Below are 18082 nucleotides of genomic sequence, written 5' to 3' on the forward strand. Positions count from 1 at the left end.
GAGGGGTCATGGGATTGGCCCTGACCGAGCTTACGGTCTCACATTTTCGATCTCACAAACTGGCGCGTTTGTCTTTGGACGGGCGACCGGTTGCGATCCATGGGTCGAACGGGGCCGGTAAGACTAATATCCTGGAAGCGGTATCTTTGTTTTCCCCCGGTCGCGGAATGCGACGCGCGAGTGCGGCTGAGATGACGCGGCGGCCCGAGGCGCTGGGCTGGAAACTGTCTGGTTTGCTTGAGGCACAGGGCCAGCGGTTTGAGATCGAGACCTGGTCCGAAAACGGTGCAGCGCGGCAGGTTCGGATCGATGACAAGGCAGCCAGCCAGATAGATTTGGGGAAACTGGCGCGTGTTGTTTGGCTGACCCCGTCAATGGATCGGTTGTGGATCGAGGGCGCCGAGGGGCGGCGGCGGTTTCTGGACCGTATCGCGCTGAGTTTTGACCCCGCCCATGCCGAGGCGTCTCTGACCTATGAAAAGGCGATGCGGGAACGGAACCGTCTGTTGAAAGAGCAGGTGCGGGATGCCCATTGGTACGCAGCGCTGGAAGGGCAGATGGCAGAGACCGGGTACCGCATTTACGCGGCCCGGTTGGCGGCGCTGGATCATCTGCGAAACGCACAGGAACAGGCCGAGACGGCGTTTCCCTCGGCTGTGCTAGAAATGGTTCAGACCGAGGGTGCGATGCCGGGATCGGCTGAGGATTTGCAAGAGGCGTTGAATGAAAGCCGGTTTCGCGATCTTGCGGCGGGGCGCACTCTGGTCGGGCCGCATCGCTCGGATCTGTATGGTGTGTTTGCCGCCAAGGGCGTTCCGGCCAAGGATTGCTCGACCGGGGAGCAGAAGGCCCTGTTGGTGTCTTTGATCCTGTCGAATGCACGGGCACTTGCCGGGATGGTGGGGGCCCCACCGATTGTGTTGTTAGATGAAGTGGCGGCGCATCTGGATGCGGATCGCCGCGCAGCGTTGTATGATGAGATTTGTGCGCTTGGAGCTCAGGCCTGGATGACGGGAACCGGGCCTGAGCTGTTTGCGGATCTGGGCGACCGGGCCCAGACGTTGATCGTGAGTGATGGCCCTGAGGGCTCGGTCGTGTCCGCTTAGGCTGGTTCGCTGACTTTGCGTTCCCACAGAAAGCTGCGCATCACTTCATCCACCGGGGTCTTCGCCATGTGATTTACGTAGTTCGACATGGTTTTCTGAGCCAGCCCCAGAACCACGTCCAGAACGGCGCGGTGTGAATATCCAGCGTCAAAGAAGGCCTGCAGTTGGTCTTCGGTCGGGTTGCCGTGGCTTTTCATCACTTGCAGCGTGAAGGTGCGCAGCGCTTCAAGCTTGGCAGTAGGCAACGGTGTTTCGTTGCGCAATGCTTCGGTGAGGTCGTCCGAGATTTTCATCATCTTAGCGATGCCGGTGTGGGCGGGTACGCAGTAGTGACATTCGTTTTCTACGTTGATGGTCTGCCAGACCACGGTTTTTTCGTCATTGTCGAAATCTGTTTGCAGGAAGAGGCCGTGCAGAACCTGATAGGCCTCCAGGTGCTGCGGGCTTTCAGCCATCACCTTATGCAGGCCGGGCAGGCGGCCAAAGGCAGCTTGTGACTTTTCCAGCAGTGGTTTGGAGCCTTCTGGTGCGGTTTCAAGATCGTGGGATGGGAAATTGGCCATGTCGGAACTCCTGTTTCTGGCGCGATGAGTTGTATTTAGGGTTTATTGAGTGATCGCTCAAGTATATATTTGAGCAAACGTTCAAGAATTGGTGAAGCCCATGCCGCGCAAACCCGCCTATGACCGTGAGGCACTGATTGCCAAGGCCAGAGATCTGTTCTGGCGTCAAGGCTGGGCCGGGACGTCGTTGAAAGACCTGGAGCGTGAGTTGAAACTGAAGCCGGGCAGCTTCTACGCCGCTTTCGGGTCAAAGGATGCGCTGTATGCTTTGGCGCTTGAAAGCTATGCGCGCGAAGGCGTTGCGCGCTTGCAGGCGCTGGCCGATAAGCTGGGTCCGAAAGAAGCGCTCAAGGCGCAGCCAAGGTTGGTGATCGAAGCGGTCGAAAACCCGTCCAAGGCATGTATGCTGGCAAAAACCTATGCCGAGCTTCAGTCCAAAGATCATACACTTGCGGATCAGGCTGCCCTGCATATGGGTGATATGAAGGCCTGTTTTGCAGATCTTTTTCGACGCGCTCAGGCCGCCGGTGAGATCGGATCAGAGCATGATCCTGAACGATGGGCCGCGCGATACCAATCGGATATTCTGGGTCTGCGATTGTCGGCGGAACGCAAAGATGTGGATGCACAAGCGATTGCGGCGGATATCGCGGCGGATGTCGACCGCTTGTAGGTTGTCAAAATCGGCGCAGGCCAACACAAAATGTTGGGGTATCGCGTGACATTCCCCACCAGAAAACGTATAAGTTACCAAAATAATATAGGTACTAACGGCATGTCCGAAGACGCACAGGCACCCCAAGAATACGGCGCTGATTCCATCAAAGTTCTCAAAGGTTTAGAGGCGGTTCGTAAGCGCCCCGGTATGTATATCGGGGATACGGACGATGGCTCTGGCCTGCATCATATGGTGTATGAGGTTGTCGATAACGGAATTGACGAAGCCCTGGCCGATCATGCGGACCATGTGACGGTAAAAATTCACGCCGATTCCAGCGTGTCAGTCAGCGACAATGGGCGTGGGATTCCGGTGGACATTCATCCGGAAGAGGGTGTCTCGGCCGCAGAGGTTATTATGACCCAGCTACATGCTGGCGGTAAGTTTGACAGCAATTCTTACAAAGTGTCGGGCGGCCTTCATGGTGTTGGCGTTTCAGTGGTAAACGCCTTGTCCGACTGGCTGGAACTACGCATCTGGCGCGCGGGCAAAGAGCATGTGGCGCGATTTGAAGGGGGTGAAACCGCAGAGCATCTGAAAGTTGTTGGCGAGTGTGGTGATCGCACTGGGACCGAAGTGCGTTTTTTGGCTTCGACCAACACGTTTTCGAACCTAGAATACTCGTTCGAGACGCTGGAAAAACGATTGCGGGAACTGGCCTTTCTGAACTCGGGCGTGCGCATCATCCTGATTGATGAACGCCCTGCCGAACGGCTGGAAACGGAGCTGTTCTATGAGGGTGGCGTCAAGGAATTCGTTAAATACCTTGACCGGTCCAAGACCCCGGCGATGCCCGAGCCGATCTATATCAAAGGCGAACGCGATGAGATCGGCGTCGAAATCGCCATGTGGTGGAATGACAGCTATCACGAAACGGTTCTGCCCTTCACCAACAACATCCCGCAACGCGATGGCGGCACCCATGTGGCCGGTTTCCGAGGTGCGCTGACCCGCACGATCAACAACTATGCGCAATCCAGCGGGATCGCAAAAAGGGAAAAGATCAACTTTACCGGTGATGATGCGCGTGAGGGTCTGACCTGTGTGCTGTCGGTCAAGGTGCCGGATCCGAAGTTCTCGTCCCAGACTAAGGACAAGCTGGTCAGTTCCGAAGTTCGTCCGGCGGTCGAAGGTCTGATGAATGAAAAGCTGGCCGAATGGTTCGAAGAGAATCCTAACGAGGCCAAAGGGATCGTTGGCAAGATCATTGAGGCCGCATTGGCTCGTGAAGCCGCCCGTAAGGCCCGCGAACTGACCCGCCGCAAGACGGCGATGGATGTGAACTATCTGGCCGGCAAGCTGAAAGACTGTTCCGAGAAAGACCCGTCGAAGACCGAAGTCTTCCTCGTCGAAGGGGACTCAGCCGGCGGTTCGGCCCAAACAGGTCGGGATCGCCTGACTCAGGCCGTTCTGCCCTTGCGTGGAAAAATCCTGAATGTCGAACGCGCGCGGTTTGACCGAATGCTGTCCTCGCAGGAAATCGGTAACCTCGTGATGGCGCTGGGGACCGGCATTGGCCGCGATGAGTTCAATATCGAAAAGCTGCGCTACCACAAGATCGTCATCATGACGGATGCGGATGTTGATGGCGCGCATATCCGAACGCTGTTGTTGACCTTCTTCTACCGTCAGATGCCGGAACTGATCGAAGGTGGATACCTCTATATCGCGCAGCCGCCGCTTTATAAAGTTTCGCGCGGAAAATCAGAGGTTTACCTGAAGGATCAGGCGGCGCTTGATGACTATCTGATCAATCAGGGCGTCGAGGGTGCTGTTTTGAAGCTGGGTTCGGGCGAGGAAATTGTCGGCCATGATCTAACCCGCGTCGTCGACGAAGCGCGCCAGTTGAAACGTGTTCTGGATGCCTTCCCAACCCACTACCCGCGGCACATTCTCGAACAGGCTGCTGTGGCTGGGGCCTTTGTGCCCGGCGCGGTAGATGCCGACCTGCAAGGTGTAGCGGACAAGGTCGCCGCTCGTCTCGATCTGATCGCACTGGAATACGAACGCGGTTGGCAAGGTCGCATCACACAGGATCACGGCATTCGCCTGGCCCGTATCTTACGGGGTGTGGAAGAAGTTCGCACACTGGATGGCCCGATGTTGCGCTCGGGCGAGGCGCGTAAAACCGGCAGCTTCACGCAAAGTCTGCAGGAGATTTATAACAGCCCTGCTACTCTGATCCGCCGCGATCGCAGTCAGGCAATCCACGGCCCGCTTGACCTGTTGCGCGCCATTCTGGAAGAGGGTGAAAAAGGCCTGTCGCTGCAACGCTATAAGGGTCTGGGAGAGATGAACCCGGATCAGTTGTGGGAAACCACGTTGGACCCTGACGCCCGGACGCTGTTGCAGGTGCGCGTGGATGACATGGTCGACGCGGATGATCTGTTCACCAAGCTGATGGGTGACGTGGTCGAACCCCGTCGTGAATTCATCCAGCAGAACGCGTTGAGTGTGGAGAATCTGGATTTCTAAGGCGTCGTGTGGGCAGGATCGGTTTCTGCCCCCCCCAACCTTGATTGAACCTGACGCGGTGCGCTACGTCAGATGTTTGTACATATAGGTGGTGGGCTCTAGCGTGGGTTCAAACGGGTTGCGGCAATAGTTTGGGATTTCTCCGGCGATCTGAAAACCTATGCTTTGGTACAGCAGTTTCGATGGGTCGGTGCTGCGCGTGTCCAGAACCAAAAGGGTGTGGCCAAGGTCGCGGGATCGATCCATGAGCGCGTCCATTAATGCGCGGGCCAACCCGCGCCGCCTGGCGTTCGGATGAACCAGCAGCTTGGCGACATCGGCACGATGCGGCTGATTGGGCATGTTGGCTGGGATCAGTTGCGCCGTACCCAAAACACGGCCCGCATCGTACGCAACAAACAGGTCCAGCGCGTTCAGGTTCGGTCGCACATGATCGTGCCAATAGCTGCGAGCGTCTTCCATCGAGAAGGGCAGAACGAATCCGATACTCGCTCCGGTATGGACACAGGCATGCAGAATATCGGACAGGTCATCAACTGCGTCATCGAAATAGTCGTCCGAAAGCCGCGTGATCATATCAGCACCAAAATATAGCGTGCGCCACGCGCCGCCGTTGTTTCAAACCGTGTCGGGCCAGACAAATGGTAGCGCAGGCAATCTCCACCGCTAAGCTCGTGCGCGATGCCATCCACCGTGAGTGTCATCACTCCGTCCAGCACGATCAAATGATGTTCCTGCCCCGGTTTTGGTGGCGTATCATAGCGGATTACGGTGCCGCGTGGCAGGTGACATTCCAACACCTCGCCGTTTAACCCACGGGAGGGAGGCGAAATGGATCGACGGGTGAAGCCGGTTTCCGGATCGCTCCATTCCGTTTGCCGCTCATAAGGCACCCTGGCGTCGAAACTGTCCTCGACCATCATCAGCAGGCGCGACATGGGCAAGCCATAGGCGTTGCACAAACGACCAAGGTTTTCTGCGGTTGGGCTGACCTCGCCCTTTTCCATACGTGACAGGGTCGCCCGGCTGATGCCGCTGTGTCCGGCCAGTTGATCCAGTGACCAGCCACGGCCTTTACGTAACTCACTTAGTCGGTTTGCCAGGCGGGTTGAGAGGGAATCCAGCATTGTCCATATAGTAGAAATATTCTCAATTATGGAAAGTATTGCAGGCATTTATATATATAGCAACAAAAAAAGGGCGCAGAAAAATCTGCACCCTTCGCAATCTACCAAAGATCAGTTGGCTTATTTCCAACCAACCTCGTTAAAGATCTTCTGTGCTTCGGGCACGTTTTTGGCAACGGCAGACAGGTCTACGCTGTCCCCTTTGAAGTCACCCAGTTCCGAAACCGACGCCGAAATGGCAACGCCTTCAACCGCCGGGTATTCGTCGTTCCCGGCCGAGAAATACTGCTGCGCCTGATCGCTTGACAGGTACTCAAGGAACTTGATGGCGTTCTCTTTGTTCGGAGCGTTTGCTGCGACACCGCCACCTGACAGGTTCATATGCGCGCCATTGCCGTCCTGGTCCGGGAAGACCCAGCCGATCATGTCACGCTCGGCCGATACCCCATCTACGTTTCTTCGGATTGCGCGTGCGAAGTAGTAAGTGTTGGACATCGCGATGTCGCACTCGCCCGAAACGATGCCGCGAAGCTGGTCGGTGTCGCCGCCCTGAGGATCGCGTGCGAAGTTTGCGACAACGCCTTCGGCCCAGTCTTTTGCGGCATCAGCACCGGCGTGTTCGATGATCGCGGCCAGAATGGTCTGGCTGTACACGTTGGTGCCGGAACGGATGCAGACCTGACCCTTGTATTTTGGGTCGGCCAGATCGGCGTAGGTTTGCGGCGGTTCGATGACGTCGTTTTTGTCGTAGAACAGGATGCGTGCACGCTGCGAGAAGCCAAACCACTGGTTGTCGCTGTCTTGCAGGTTTGATGGAATACGCTCTTCCAGAACCGCGCTGTTGATCGACTGCAAAACGCCCGCGTTCTTGGCGCGCTCCAGGCGCGATGTGTCAACGGTCAGCAGGATGTCGGCAGGCGAGTTTGCACCTTCGGCTTCCATACGCGCGATCAGTTCGTCGGCCTTGCCTTCGATGCGGTTGATTTTGATGCCGGTCGACTCTTCGAAGTCGGAGTAGAGGCGTTCATCAGTATCGTAGTGACGTGAGGAGTATAGGTTCAGCTCTCCCTGGGCGATTGCGGATGTCGCAATCAGGGCCGTCAGGGCGGTGGCGATACAGGTCGAGGATTTCAGCATAGTGTCTCCCAGCATTGAATGACGCGGCGGATCATTATCCGACTGAAATTGTCAATTAAACGATTCTGGGTAAGATGCAAGAAAATCCGACTAAAATTGTTGGGCACATGGTCACGGGCAGAGATCCCGAACAAGCGCTTGTCGATTTGCGTGGTGATGATCCGGCGCGCGCGCCGATGGGTGGTGCATCCAGCAGATGATGCTGGAACAAAAAAACCGCGCTTTAGGGCGCGGTTTCTTCGAAATCTATAAGTGCAGTTCTTAGCCCTGACGTGCTTTGAACTTGCGCTGCGTCTTGTTGATCACGTAGACGCGGCCTTTGCGACGCACAATCCGGCAATCGCGATGCCGGTTCTTGAGCGAGCGGAGCGAGTTCTTGACCTTCATGGTCTGTCTCCAATCTGCGGCGCCTTCATCAAAGACGTGGCCAGCGCCTGGGTTAATCGGGGTCCCGGAAACCGGGACAGTGAAACGATGGTGGGCGGTACAAGGATCGAACTTGTGACCCCTTCGATGTCAACGAAGTGCTCTACCGCTGAGCTAACCGCCCACGTTCCCGTCACGGACCCTGCCCCATAACGAAATGGGGCGCGGATCACCGCGCCGGTAGCGGGGTCTATAAAAGGAGTCGTTCAGGGGTTCAAGGGGTTTGGAAGAACAAATTTCCGGTCTATGTTGAGCAACAGCAATGGAGGGGCTATGGCGAACGCAGCCTTTATACTGGATATGCCGGAGAACCGCAGTTCGAGTGTGGTGTTTTCGTCGCCTCATAGCGGGCGGAGCTATCCGCAGGCGTTGCTGGACCGTTCGGTTCTAAGCCCAAAAGCGATTCGATCTTCTGAGGATGCTTTTGTAGATCAATTGTTTACACCGGCCTCGGAATTTGGTGCGCCGTTGATCCGGGCCGCCATGCCACGTGCCTATCTGGATTTGAATCGCAGCGCAGAAGAGCTTGATCCCGCCTTGATCAGCGGCGCGCGCCGTCAGGGGCACAATCCACGTGTCGCGTCCGGGCTGGGAGTGATTCCCCGTGTCGTGGCCAATGGTCGGGCCATTTATCGCGGCAAGCTGACCATGGATGAGGCGCGATTGCGCATAGATAACTATTGGCGTCCTTACCATGCGCGGTTGAAATCGCTGCTGGCCGAGTCGCATGAAATGTTCGGGCAGGCCATTCTGGTCGATTGCCATTCCATGCCGCATGAGGCCATCGCGGGGGCAGCGCATGAGAACCGCCCCGAGATTGTTCTGGGTGATCGATTTGGCGCGTCTGCTTCCGGCCAGATCGTCGATCAGATTGAAGCCGCCTTTGCCGCAGCGGGCCTGAACGTGGCGCGCAACGCGCCCTTTGCTGGTGCTTATGTTACTCAGACCTATGGTCGGCCTGGTCGCCAGCAGCATGCTATCCAGATCGAGATTGATCGCGCGCTTTATATGGACGAAGACAAGATTGCCCCCAACGCAAACTTTATGGCTTTTAGCAAGTTACTGCGTCAGGTCATTGCCGAGATTGCCAGTATCGGCGCACGGCCTCAGCGGCTGGCGGCCGAATAGACCTCAGCGCAGGGCGCGGCCCTTGACGATGGCGTCGGTGCCAAAGCGTTCACGGATTTTGTCCGTTGCGCGCTCGGCCTGCGACCGGCGTGTTGCATCGGGGTCCAGCAAATCGCCTGAAATGTCAGCCTGATCTGCTGGGCACAGATCTGAAAGCCCACAACCCAGCAGCCGATAGGGCCCCTCATCCCCGACCTGATCAAACAGACCCCGCGCGGTGCGGTAAATCCGGTCCGCGATCTGGGTTGGATCGCGCAGCGAGACCCGGCGGGTTATGATCTTGTGGTTGGCTTTCTTGAGTTTCAGTGTCACGACCCGCCCGGCCAAATCCTTTGCTTTGGCTCTGTCAGACACTTTCAACGCCATGCGCCATATATGTCCTTCCAGAATATCGATGCTGGCTGTATCTTCAAAAAACGTAGTTTCGTTGCTTATTGATTTCATCGGCTCATGCGCCGACACGCGCCGCTTGTCCTGACCTCGCGCCAGATGCCACAGACGATACCCCATCGAACCAAACCGGGCCGTCAACGCCTCCTGATCCCAGCGCAACAGATCGGAGAAGCTGCGAATTCCGGCGCGTTCCAGCGATTCCTGCGCCGCTGGCCCGATGCCCCAGATCAGACGCACGGGTTTGTCATTCAGAAACTCGGCGGTCTCGGCTTTTCCGATCACCGAAAACCCGCGCGGCTTGTCCAGGTCCGAGGCGACCTTGGCCAGAAACTTGTTGTGGCTCAGCCCGATGGAACCTGTCAGGCCCAATTCATCCTTCATGCGTTTGACCAGACGCGCTAGCATGACCGCGGGTGGCGCGCCATGCAGGCGCTCTGTGCCGGACAGGTCCATGAATGCCTCATCCAAAGACAAAGGTTCAACAACGGGCGTCAATTCGTCCATCATCTTGCGAATTTCGCGAGATACTTCGACGTAAACCGACATGCGCGGGCGGATCACCACCGCGTCGGGGCAGAGTTTCAGGGCCTTGAACATCGGCATCGCGGATCGCACGCCCCGGATACGCGCCACGTAACATGCGGTCGACACCACGCCTCGTTTTCCGCCACCGATGATGACGGGTTTGTCCGCCAATTCCGGATTGTCGCGCTTTTCGACCGAGGCATAGAAAGCATCGCAGTCCATATGCGCAATGGGCAGCTCAAACAGCTCCGGATGCGACATCACACGCGGGCTGCCGCAGGATGGGCAGCGCGTTTCGCTTAAAAATGTGGTCAGGCAATCTCGGCAAAGACCGGGCATACGCGTCCTCGGGCGTTCCGCGAATGGATCAGGCATTCCTTATATCACCGATTGAGGGCGATCAAAGGGCTGAGATCTTGCCTGGTTTTCGAAAAGAAGACCCCCCGCGCGTAAGCGGGGGGAGGTAACGAACCTCAGGAAGAAACGGTTCGTTGGGGAGTATTACACCCCCAAGACTCACCGAAATCGCAATATTTAGATAGTTTCTAACCGTCAGGCCCAAAACTTGCCGTGGGCTGTGTGTATTTTGGACAACAGCGTGAGTTCGGCCGAAGCGCCCAAAAATTGACGTAAGGTCAAGTTAATGAACGGAATTGTGGATCCAAACTGGATTCGATTCCCAGGGGCGCCTAGTGACGTGTCAAAGAATTTAATTCGTTAAGCACAGCCTGGGCGGCAGCTTTTGGGTCGTCCGCTTGGTAGATTGGGCGCCCTACAACGATATGATCGGCCCCATCCCCAATTGCACTGGCGGGTGTGGCAACCCGTTTTTGATCACCCAAGGCAGCCCCGGCAGGTCGCACGCCGGGAGTGACGATCAGGCGGCCTTCGGCCTGCGGCAAGGCGCGGATCAAGGCGGCCTCTTGCGGGCTGGCGATGACACCATCCGCCCCGGCCTCCAAAGCCTTGACCGCACGTTCGACGACCAGGTCCTGCACGTCGCCCGCTTTCAGCAGGCTGGCATCCAGATCATCGCGGTTCAGTGAGGTCAGGATGGTCACTGCCAAAATCTTGAGATCCTTACCCGAGGCCCCTTCTTTCGCTGCGCGCACCACATGCGGGTCGCCATGAACAGTCAGGAAATCTAGATCGAACTGCGCCAACCCCCGCACTGCGTTTTCTACGGTGTTGCCGATGTCGAACAGCTTCATGTCCAGAAAGATGCGCTTGCCGTGGTCCTGTTTCAGCTCATTGGCCAAAGCCAGCCCGCCTCCGGTCAGCATACCCAGCCCGATCTTGTAAAAAGACACGCTGTCGCCTAGCCGTTCGGCCATGGCCAACCCCTGTAGGGCGTTCGGTACATCAAGGGCTACGATCAGACGGTCATCGGACATGGTGGGACGCTCCTTTTTGGCAAACGTCTGCGTCCTAACGGTTTCTGACGCGCCTGTCCATCTGCGATGCCGGGCGCGCCAGGTTTCATTCTGTGCTAACCTGTCTGGCATAGAGCATGTGAATTCAATGTAAGGGACAGAATATGAAGAAACTGGTTTTGCTGAGTGTGCTTGTTGCGCTGACGGGATGTGATGAAACCCCACCCGACGCGCCGGAGGTCGGCGCGGCCCCCGCACCCACGAATGACGACCTGCGCCTGGTGGGCGGATATCGGTCAGTGGATGACTGGTGCCAACTCACCGGAGAGACCGCGTTTACCATCGATTTTCTTGATCACACAGCGGATCTTGTGTCCTGCCCAACCGGCAGCGCAGCGTCGCAGTCGCTGGTAGATGAAACCGGGGCCGTTCAGGTGGCCGAAACCGGCGGGTATACCGTTTATACGATACAGCGAGAGTAGCGATTTCTGCGGCTCAGCCTCTTGAACCTGCAAAGATATCTCCCAGATTGAATGTGAGGCCCAGACCGATGCGTGCCGCCAAGCGGGCGCATCATACCGGGGCGCTTTTAAAAGGAGAATGCTATGGACTTGAACAAGTTCACCGAGCGGGCACGGGGATTCGTGCAAGCGGCGCAAACCATTGCGCTGCGCGAAGGGCACCAGCGGTTGGAGCCCACACATGTACTCAAAGCATTGATGGATGACGATCAGGGGCTGGCCAGCAACCTGATCACACGCGCGGGCGGCGCACCGAACCGCGTGGTCGAGGCGCTGGATGCCGCGATGGGGAAAATCCCCAAGATCAGCGGTGATGCCAGCCAGATCTACATGGACGGCCAGACCGCCAAGGTTCTGGACGAGGCCACCAAGATCGCCACCAAGGCTGGTGACAGTTTTGTGCCGGTCGAACGGGTGTTGATGGCGCTGTGCATGGTGAAATCCAAAGCCAAGGATGCTTTGGAGGCCGGTGCCGTATCGGCGCAGAAACTGAACGAGGCGATCAATGATATCCGCAAGGGTCGCACCGCTGACAGCGCGTCGGCGGAAGAAGGCTATGACGCGCTCAAGAAATATGCGCGCGACCTGACCGAGGCAGCGGCTGAAGGCAAGATCGACCCGATCATCGGGCGAGATGAGGAAATCCGCCGATCAATGCAGGTTCTTTCTCGCCGCACCAAGAATAACCCGGTTCTGATCGGGGAACCCGGCGTCGGTAAAACCGCGATTGCCGAGGGCATGGCCCTGCGCATCATCAACGGTGACGTGCCAGAATCGCTGACGGACAAGAAACTGCTTGCGCTCGACATGGGCGCGCTGATCGCCGGTGCGAAATATCGCGGTGAGTTCGAAGAACGACTCAAGGCCGTTCTGACCGAAGTTACCGAAGCCGCCGGTGAGATCATCCTGTTCATCGATGAGATGCACACGCTGGTCGGGGCTGGTAAATCCGACGGCGCGATGGATGCCGCCAACCTGATCAAGCCTGCGCTTGCCCGGGGTGAGTTGCACTGTATTGGCGCGACCACGCTGGATGAGTATCGCAAATACGTTGAAAAAGACGCGGCCCTTGCGCGCCGGTTCCAACCCGTAGTGGTGGCCGAACCGACCGTCGAGGACACGATCAGCATCCTGCGCGGCATCAAGGAAAAGTACGAACTGCACCACGGCGTGCGGATTTCCGACTCGGCGCTGGTCTCGGCGGCGACGCTGTCGCATCGCTATATCACGGACCGCTTCCTGCCCGACAAAGCCATCGACCTTGTCGATGAGGCGGCGTCGCGGTTGCGGATGGAGGTGGATTCCAAGCCCGAGGAACTCGACCAACTAGATCGTCAGATTCTGCAGATGCAGATCGAGGAAGAAGCGTTGAAGCTGGAAGATGACGCGGCATCCAAGGATCGTCTGGACACCTTGCAAAAGGATCTGGCCGATCTGCAGGAGCAGTCCGCCGAGATGACCGCCCAGTGGCAGGCCGAACGCGACAAGCTGGCGGGTGCGCGCGATCTGAAGGAACAGCTCGACAAAGCGCGGGCTGATCTGGAGATCGCCAAGCGTGAAGGCAACCTCGCCAAGGCTGGTGAGCTGTCTTATGGCGTTATCCCTGAGCTTGAGAAAAAATTGACTGAGGCTGAGAACGCCGAAAGCAACGCCATGATGGCTGAGGAAACGGTGCGCCCAGAACAGATCGCCTCCGTCGTAGAACGCTGGACCGGGATTCCGACCTCGAAAATGCTGGAAGGCGAGCGTGAGAAACTGCTGCGGATGGAAGACGATCTGCATTCCCGCGTGATCGGTCAGGATGCGGCGGTTACAGCTGTGGCAAATGCCGTGCGCCGCGCGCGTGCGGGCCTGAATGACGAAGGCCGCCCGCTGGGCTCGTTCCTGTTCCTCGGGCCGACCGGCGTAGGTAAAACCGAACTGACCAAGGCCGTGGCGAACTTCCTGTTCGACGATGACAACGCGATGGTGCGCATCGATATGTCCGAGTTCATGGAGAAACACGCGGTTGCCCGTCTGATCGGTGCCCCTCCGGGCTATGTCGGCTATGACGAAGGCGGTGTGCTGACCGAAGCCGTACGGCGCAGGCCCTATCAGGTCGTGCTGTTTGACGAGGTTGAAAAGGCGCACCCGGATGTGTTCAACGTGCTGTTGCAGGTTCTGGACGATGGCGTGCTGACCGACGGTCAAGGCCGCACCGTGGACTTTAAGCAGACGCTGATCATCCTGACGTCGAACCTTGGGTCTCAGGCGCTCAGCCAACTGCCCGAAGGCGCGGACAGTGCGCAAGCGAAGCGTGACGTGATGGATGCGGTGCGGGCGCATTTCCGGCCCGAGTTCCTGAACCGTCTGGACGAGACGATCATCTTTGACCGTCTGAAGCGGGCCGATATGGACGGTATCGTCGATATCCAGATGGCACGCCTGCAGAAACGTCTGGCCGCCCGCAAGATCGAGCTGGCATTGGATGATGTCGCAAAAGAATGGCTGGCCGACGAAGGCTATGACCCAGTCTTTGGCGCGCGTCCCTTGAAGCGTGTGATTCAACGTGCCCTACAGAACCCGCTGGCCGAGGCCTTGCTGGCTGGCGAGATCAAGGATGGTGAAACCGTCCCGGTCTCAGCCGGAACCGATGGTTTGATCATTGGTGATCGGCTGGGCACATCCAAACGGCCCAGACCGGATGATGCAGTGGTGCATTGAGTTGGTATCACGGAAAGTACAAAGGCCCGCCAAATCGGCGGGCCTTTTTGGTTGTGTTATGACGCCTATACTCCAGTGGCTGACGAATTCGAGCTATCGTCTTTTGTTGCGGGTGAGGAATACAGAAGTGAAACACCCAGACATATCGCCAATCCAGTCAACGGCAGCCCTGCCCAATACATGTCGCCGGGGTCAATGATTATACTGTAGATGCCCAAAGTGCCGATCGCGGCAACCAGTCCCCAAACAAAGACCGCAGTCAGACGACCGACGCGTCGTTTGCGTAATAGGTAGAAAAGTAGAATTAGCCCTGCGAGGAAAGGAGTGGTGCTGATTAGAACTGCCACCGCGCCTAAAGTGACATGATATCTGCTTCCGTTCCCCGAACCCATGCAATCTAGCATTTGGCAGGCCCCAAGCCCTCCAAACAGGAGAATCACATAAAGCGAGAGCACAATGGTGAGGGCCAAACAGGCGATCCTGAAATAGATGCTCAAAGTCGAATGGCCTTTTTCTGCGCGAATTATAAAGATGTGGACTTCGCGCTTTTGTTTAAAGACCCGCAAAGTTGCGGGTCTTGTTTGTTGGAAAGTGTTTTCACACCAAAGCAAATATCCGCGCGGGCCCTCCGGTGCCGCCTTTGTGTTTCGGCGCGCCGATAACAAGCGTGGCCCCTGCAGCGGGGACGCGGTCGAGATTGGCCAAGCATTCGATCCCGAAACGGCCCGACGGAAGCCATGCATAGTGAGTGGCGAAATCGGCGGACATGCCATGGTCCAGCGACAATGTATCCACCGCGATTGACCGTGCGCCGGTGTCTTCCATCAACATCTGCGCAGCCTCGACATGGAAGCCGGGATAGTGCTGCGCCTCGCCATCGAAGTTACGAAACTCATCCGTTGCGGTTTTGCTGGCCCAGCCAGAATGCATGGCGACGCAGGCACCATCCGGAATGTCTCCGTTCGCGGCGATCCAGGCTTTTAGGTCATCCGGAGTGACGCGGGTGTCGGCATCCTCGGCAGCGCGTGCGGCGATATCCACCACGCACAAAGGCGCAACCAGATCACTAACCGGAATTTCGTCGACCGATGTGCCGTCCGCCGAGAAATGCAGCGGCGCATCTATATGTGTCCCGGTGTGCTCGTTGATCGACAGGTTGAACAGGTTGAACCCATGGTCGGCGAAGTTAAACGCCTGCTCAGCCGAGATGCCGGGCGCGCCGCCCCATGTTGGGAAATCGGGGCTAAGCGTATGGGTCATATCCTCAACCCCGCCATGACCTGCGGCCAAAGCTGCCGGCGTGCTTGCTCCGGTTGCAGCTGCGGCCACGCCTGTGGCTGCCGCGGCTTTGAAGAAGTTTCGCCGTGACAGCATTTTGTCTTTGACGGCGTTCATTACGCAGATGTCACACATATGAAGTCTCCCTGTCAGCATTCTCAGTCATTCGCCGCAGATCGAACTGCGACTCGTTCACTATACCCAAATGTGACCAACTGACCTGAATCTTATGTAATGGAGGGCCGGGTAGGGGCGAACGTTACAGCGACTTCGCTCAATCGTGACGCCTGTTTCCTTGGCGCTGTGCTATCAGGGCACTACGTCAAACATGACGCTGAAACAGGACGGAGACCCAAATGGCGCATCGCTGGACCAACACTTTGACACAGGCTGACGTTACGCCTCGGGCGGCGTTTCTGAACCGGCGGCAGCTGATGGCCGGGTTGGCAGGTGTCGGGCTGACTGCGATGACACGGTCCGCAGCGGCGCAGGACGCTCTTGAGCCGAACACTTGGGAAGAGATCACCAGCTACAACAATTTCTACGAATTCGGCACCCGCAAGGACGACCCCGCAAAATACGCGCATATGCTGGTGACCGAGCCGTGGAGCATTCAGATCGACGGTCTGGTGGAGCGTCCTGGTGAATTCGGGTTTAAGGACATTCTGTCCGAGATGACGATCGAGGAACGCATCTACCGCTTCCGTTGTGTCGAGGCCTGGTCGATGGTCATCCCCTGGAATGGGTTCGAATTGGCGGACCTTTTGAACATGGCAGGTGTGCAGGAGGGCGCGAAATACGTGGCGTTCGAAACCGCCTATCGCCCGGAAGAAATGCCGGGCACTCAATTCCCGATCCTGGACTGGCCCTACCGCGAAGGTCTGCGTCTGGACGAGGCGATGCATCCGCTGACAATCATGGCGACTGGCATTTATGACCGCCCGATTCCAAATCAGAACGGCGCGCCTTTGCGACTGGTCGTGCCGTGGAAATACGGGTTCAAATCGATCAAGTCGATTGTGAAAATCACCCTCACCGAAGATGAGCCGCCCACCAGCTGGAACATGTCCGCGCCACGTGAATATGGGTTCTACAGCAATGTGAACCCGAATGTGGATCACCCGCGCTGGTCGCAGGGTTCGGAACGTCAGATTGGTGGCGGACTATTTTCCAAGCGCGTACCGACACTCATGTTCAATGGATATGAGGATGAGGTGGCCAGCCTGTATGAAGGTATGGATCTCAAGGAGTTCTATTGACCGAAGAAAACAGAATGCATGACCCGTCCGGGCAGAAATGTAAAAGCGCCGGCACCGATCAACGCTCCGAAAAACAGCAGCGTCATGCCTGTTTTATGCGCCTTGATTTGGCCCTGCCTTGCTTCCCGGACGCCCATGACCAGCCAGTACAATGTCGCTATCGACACTATATGGATAAGACTGAAGGGACCTATGGTGCGAATGTCATGTATCCAGAAACTGCTAAGTGCAACGACGGCCATCAGCGCGACCCATATCCGCCCCAGAATTCGGTGATGTGCACGGCCTTTTGGAAGCGCCAGCTGGACAATCCCCAATATCAGCGCCGCAATTGCAAACACGGCGTGGAGTGTAACGATTGGTCCTGCAGCAAAGAGCGGTTCAAGGGACATGGTTTCTCCGTCATAGCGCAGCGATGTTCAAGTGCCGCGACCGTAGGACAATGAGTATGACGGTGAAAGAGTCTCTCAACGCATTTTTGCGTCGTATCCCATCCTGGCTTGTCTACGCTATCGGCGCTGCCTGGGCTGTTTGGTTATTTTATCTCGCCCTGACTGGCGGTCTGGGGGTTGAGCCGATCGAGGCGCTGGAACATGAGTTTGGCGAACTGGCTCTGCAGCTGTTGATCCTTGGTCTGGCCATCACTCCGCTGCGTCGCCATCTCGGCCTGAACCTGATCAAGTTCCGCCGGGCGATCGGGGTTTTGGCCTTTGCTTATGTCACGCTTCATTTGCTGGTCTGGCTGGTGTTGGACGTTCAGCTGCCCAGTCAGATTTGGGCCGACATTGTAAAGCGCCCCTATATTACGGTCGGGATGGCCGGGTTTATTCTTCTGCTGCCTCTGGCCATGACGTCAAACAACTGGTCGGTGCGCCGTTTAGGCCCGCGCTGGCGCAGGCTGCACAAACTGGTCTACCCGGCGGTCCTGCTGGGTGGGGTGCATTATGTCATGCTTGCCAAGGGCTTTCAGCTTGAGCCGCTTCTCTATCTTCTGGCGATTGTCGGCCTTTTGGTTCTTCGGTTGCCAATGTCGGGGCTGCTGTCTCGTACACGGCAAGCCGATTCCGCCTGAGTTTGACCTGAGTCTGTGGGTAACCCAGTGCATAGCGCATGCTTGACGTCTGTCTCGATTGGAAAACAGAGGGTATCGTGCTTTTCCCCGGGGCCGAGTTTAAAGCAAGTCATTGTATATATTGTTTAAAATGGAAAGTTTCAGTTTTTTGACAGATTTCCGAATTTTCTGCTTGCGGCTTATGTTTGTTATGCTTAGAACCCCCTTCACCGGCGGCGCTGAGGTTGTTGTTGGGACGCTGGCGACGGCGGAGACTGGCCGGAGAGACGGTTGAGACG

General features: G+C 57.2%; 17 protein-coding genes and 1 tRNA gene. 8 read left to right on the plus strand and 10 right to left on the minus strand.

Annotation, left to right across the window (positions count from 1 at the left end):
* Positions 1–8: 8 nt before the first annotated feature.
* A complete protein-coding gene (recF, locus tag AC2FFE_RS16995; protein WP_496847184.1) occupies positions 9–1106 on the plus strand; it encodes a DNA replication/repair protein RecF in 1098 nt (365 codons plus the stop codon).
* On the opposite strand, the gene AC2FFE_RS17000 is transcribed toward recF, so the two are convergent.
* Positions 1103–1669: a carboxymuconolactone decarboxylase family protein gene (locus tag AC2FFE_RS17000; protein WP_496847185.1), complete on the minus strand. Its 567-nt coding sequence runs from the start codon at positions 1667–1669 to the stop codon at positions 1103–1105. The two genes, recF and AC2FFE_RS17000, sit on opposite strands and share 4 nt — an antisense overlap.
* Before the next feature lie 100 nt (positions 1670–1769).
* On the opposite strand from AC2FFE_RS17000, the gene AC2FFE_RS17005 reads away from it, so the two are divergent.
* Together AC2FFE_RS17005 and gyrB are read left to right on the plus strand one after the other, a co-directional pair.
* Positions 1770–2342, plus strand: a complete 573-nt coding sequence (locus AC2FFE_RS17005; RefSeq protein WP_496847186.1) for a TetR/AcrR family transcriptional regulator — start codon at positions 1770–1772, stop codon at positions 2340–2342.
* A gap of 102 nt (positions 2343–2444) precedes the next feature.
* Positions 2445–4862: a DNA topoisomerase (ATP-hydrolyzing) subunit B gene (gyrB, locus tag AC2FFE_RS17010; RefSeq protein WP_496820098.1), complete on the plus strand. Its 2418-nt coding sequence runs from the start codon at positions 2445–2447 to the stop codon at positions 4860–4862.
* 63 nt (positions 4863–4925) lie between these two features.
* Here gyrB and AC2FFE_RS17015 read toward each other — a convergent pair whose 3' ends face one another.
* The 5 genes from AC2FFE_RS17015 to AC2FFE_RS17035 all read right to left on the minus strand — a co-directional run bounded on the left by AC2FFE_RS17015 (position 4926) and on the right by AC2FFE_RS17035 (position 7676).
* Positions 4926–5438 carry a GNAT family N-acetyltransferase gene (locus tag AC2FFE_RS17015; RefSeq protein ID WP_496847187.1) on the minus strand — a complete coding sequence of 171 codons (513 nt, stop codon included), beginning with the start codon at positions 5436–5438 and terminating at the stop codon, positions 4926–4928.
* Positions 5435–5989, minus strand: coding sequence for a helix-turn-helix domain-containing protein (locus AC2FFE_RS17020; protein WP_496820096.1), 555 nt, complete (start codon positions 5987–5989; stop codon positions 5435–5437). Before AC2FFE_RS17020 ends, AC2FFE_RS17015 begins: the two co-directional genes overlap by 4 nt.
* A gap of 120 nt (positions 5990–6109) precedes the next feature.
* On the minus strand, positions 6110–7126 hold the full coding sequence (locus tag AC2FFE_RS17025) for a Fe(3+) ABC transporter substrate-binding protein (RefSeq protein ID WP_496820235.1): 1017 nt from the start codon (positions 7124–7126) through the stop codon (positions 6110–6112).
* A gap of 261 nt (positions 7127–7387) precedes the next feature.
* Positions 7388–7513: a type B 50S ribosomal protein L36 gene (gene ykgO, locus AC2FFE_RS17030; RefSeq protein ID WP_008755722.1), complete on the minus strand. Its 126-nt coding sequence runs from the start codon at positions 7511–7513 to the stop codon at positions 7388–7390.
* A gap of 88 nt (positions 7514–7601) precedes the next feature.
* A tRNA-Val gene (locus AC2FFE_RS17035) sits at positions 7602–7676 on the minus strand.
* Positions 7677–7825: 149 nt separating this feature from the next.
* On the opposite strand from AC2FFE_RS17035, the gene AC2FFE_RS17040 reads away from it, so the two are divergent.
* Positions 7826–8680, plus strand: a complete 855-nt coding sequence (locus tag AC2FFE_RS17040) for an N-formylglutamate amidohydrolase (protein WP_496847188.1) — start codon at positions 7826–7828, stop codon at positions 8678–8680.
* Between the two features lie 3 nt (positions 8681–8683).
* On the opposite strand, the gene AC2FFE_RS17045 is transcribed toward AC2FFE_RS17040, so the two are convergent.
* Both AC2FFE_RS17045 and pyrF read right to left on the minus strand, forming a co-directional pair.
* Positions 8684–9937: a DNA polymerase IV gene (locus AC2FFE_RS17045; protein ID WP_496847197.1), complete on the minus strand. Its 1254-nt coding sequence runs from the start codon at positions 9935–9937 to the stop codon at positions 8684–8686.
* Between the two features lie 350 nt (positions 9938–10287).
* Positions 10288–10992, minus strand: a complete 705-nt coding sequence (gene pyrF, locus AC2FFE_RS17050; protein ID WP_496847189.1) for an orotidine-5'-phosphate decarboxylase — start codon at positions 10990–10992, stop codon at positions 10288–10290.
* A gap of 143 nt (positions 10993–11135) precedes the next feature.
* Here pyrF and AC2FFE_RS17055 point away from each other — a divergent pair, with 143 nt between their 5' ends.
* Together AC2FFE_RS17055 and clpB are read left to right on the plus strand one after the other, a co-directional pair.
* Positions 11136–11453, plus strand: coding sequence for a hypothetical protein (locus tag AC2FFE_RS17055; RefSeq protein ID WP_496847190.1), 318 nt, complete (start codon positions 11136–11138; stop codon positions 11451–11453).
* 123 nt (positions 11454–11576) lie between these two features.
* Positions 11577–14195: an ATP-dependent chaperone ClpB gene (clpB, locus tag AC2FFE_RS17060; protein ID WP_496847191.1), complete on the plus strand. Its 2619-nt coding sequence runs from the start codon at positions 11577–11579 to the stop codon at positions 14193–14195.
* Between the two features lie 597 nt (positions 14196–14792).
* Here the strand turns inward: clpB and AC2FFE_RS17065 are convergent.
* Complete coding sequence (locus AC2FFE_RS17065; RefSeq protein WP_496820087.1) at positions 14793–15608, minus strand: cyclase family protein; 816 nt, start codon at positions 15606–15608, stop codon at positions 14793–14795.
* A 221-nt stretch (positions 15609–15829) separates the two neighbouring features.
* Here AC2FFE_RS17065 and msrP point away from each other — a divergent pair, with 221 nt between their 5' ends.
* The gene (msrP, locus tag AC2FFE_RS17070; RefSeq protein ID WP_496847192.1) at positions 15830–16732 is read left to right on the plus strand and encodes a protein-methionine-sulfoxide reductase catalytic subunit MsrP; all 903 of its coding nucleotides are present in this window, start codon (positions 15830–15832) and stop codon (positions 16730–16732) included.
* Here msrP and AC2FFE_RS17075 read toward each other — a convergent pair.
* On the minus strand, positions 16726–17124 hold the full coding sequence (locus AC2FFE_RS17075; RefSeq protein WP_496847193.1) for a DUF2306 domain-containing protein: 399 nt from the start codon (positions 17122–17124) through the stop codon (positions 16726–16728). The genes msrP and AC2FFE_RS17075 overlap by 7 nt on opposite strands.
* Before the next feature lie 56 nt (positions 17125–17180).
* Between AC2FFE_RS17075 and msrQ the strand changes: the two genes are divergently transcribed.
* Positions 17181–17804, plus strand: coding sequence for a protein-methionine-sulfoxide reductase heme-binding subunit MsrQ (gene msrQ / locus AC2FFE_RS17080; protein ID WP_496820083.1), 624 nt, complete (start codon positions 17181–17183; stop codon positions 17802–17804).
* Positions 17805–18082 lie beyond the last annotated feature (278 nt).

It is taken from the genome of Ruegeria sp. YTSA168 (genome assembly GCF_059610045.1).

Coding starts and splice junctions, on each gene's coding strand:
- recF (WP_496847184.1), top strand. CDS start 9: ATGGGATTGGCCCTGACCGAGCTTACGGTCTCACATTTTCGATCTCAC.
- AC2FFE_RS17000 (WP_496847185.1), bottom strand. CDS start 1,669: ATGGCCAATTTCCCATCCCACGATCTTGAAACCGCACCAGAAGGCTCC.
- AC2FFE_RS17005 (WP_496847186.1), top strand. CDS start 1,770: ATGCCGCGCAAACCCGCCTATGACCGTGAGGCACTGATTGCCAAGGCC.
- gyrB (WP_496820098.1), top strand. CDS start 2,445: ATGTCCGAAGACGCACAGGCACCCCAAGAATACGGCGCTGATTCCATC.
- AC2FFE_RS17015 (WP_496847187.1), bottom strand. CDS start 5,438: ATGATCACGCGGCTTTCGGACGACTATTTCGATGACGCAGTTGATGAC.
- AC2FFE_RS17020 (WP_496820096.1), bottom strand. CDS start 5,989: ATGCTGGATTCCCTCTCAACCCGCCTGGCAAACCGACTAAGTGAGTTA.
- AC2FFE_RS17025 (WP_496820235.1), bottom strand. CDS start 7,126: ATGCTGAAATCCTCGACCTGTATCGCCACCGCCCTGACGGCCCTGATT.
- ykgO (WP_008755722.1), bottom strand. CDS start 7,513: ATGAAGGTCAAGAACTCGCTCCGCTCGCTCAAGAACCGGCATCGCGAT.
- AC2FFE_RS17040 (WP_496847188.1), top strand. CDS start 7,826: ATGGCGAACGCAGCCTTTATACTGGATATGCCGGAGAACCGCAGTTCG.
- AC2FFE_RS17045 (WP_496847197.1), bottom strand. CDS start 9,937: ATGCCCGGTCTTTGCCGAGATTGCCTGACCACATTTTTAAGCGAAACG.
- pyrF (WP_496847189.1), bottom strand. CDS start 10,992: ATGTCCGATGACCGTCTGATCGTAGCCCTTGATGTACCGAACGCCCTA.
- AC2FFE_RS17055 (WP_496847190.1), top strand. CDS start 11,136: ATGAAGAAACTGGTTTTGCTGAGTGTGCTTGTTGCGCTGACGGGATGT.
- clpB (WP_496847191.1), top strand. CDS start 11,577: ATGGACTTGAACAAGTTCACCGAGCGGGCACGGGGATTCGTGCAAGCG.
- AC2FFE_RS17065 (WP_496820087.1), bottom strand. CDS start 15,608: ATGTGTGACATCTGCGTAATGAACGCCGTCAAAGACAAAATGCTGTCA.
- msrP (WP_496847192.1), top strand. CDS start 15,830: ATGGCGCATCGCTGGACCAACACTTTGACACAGGCTGACGTTACGCCT.
- AC2FFE_RS17075 (WP_496847193.1), bottom strand. CDS start 17,124: ATGTCCCTTGAACCGCTCTTTGCTGCAGGACCAATCGTTACACTCCAC.
- msrQ (WP_496820083.1), top strand. CDS start 17,181: ATGACGGTGAAAGAGTCTCTCAACGCATTTTTGCGTCGTATCCCATCC.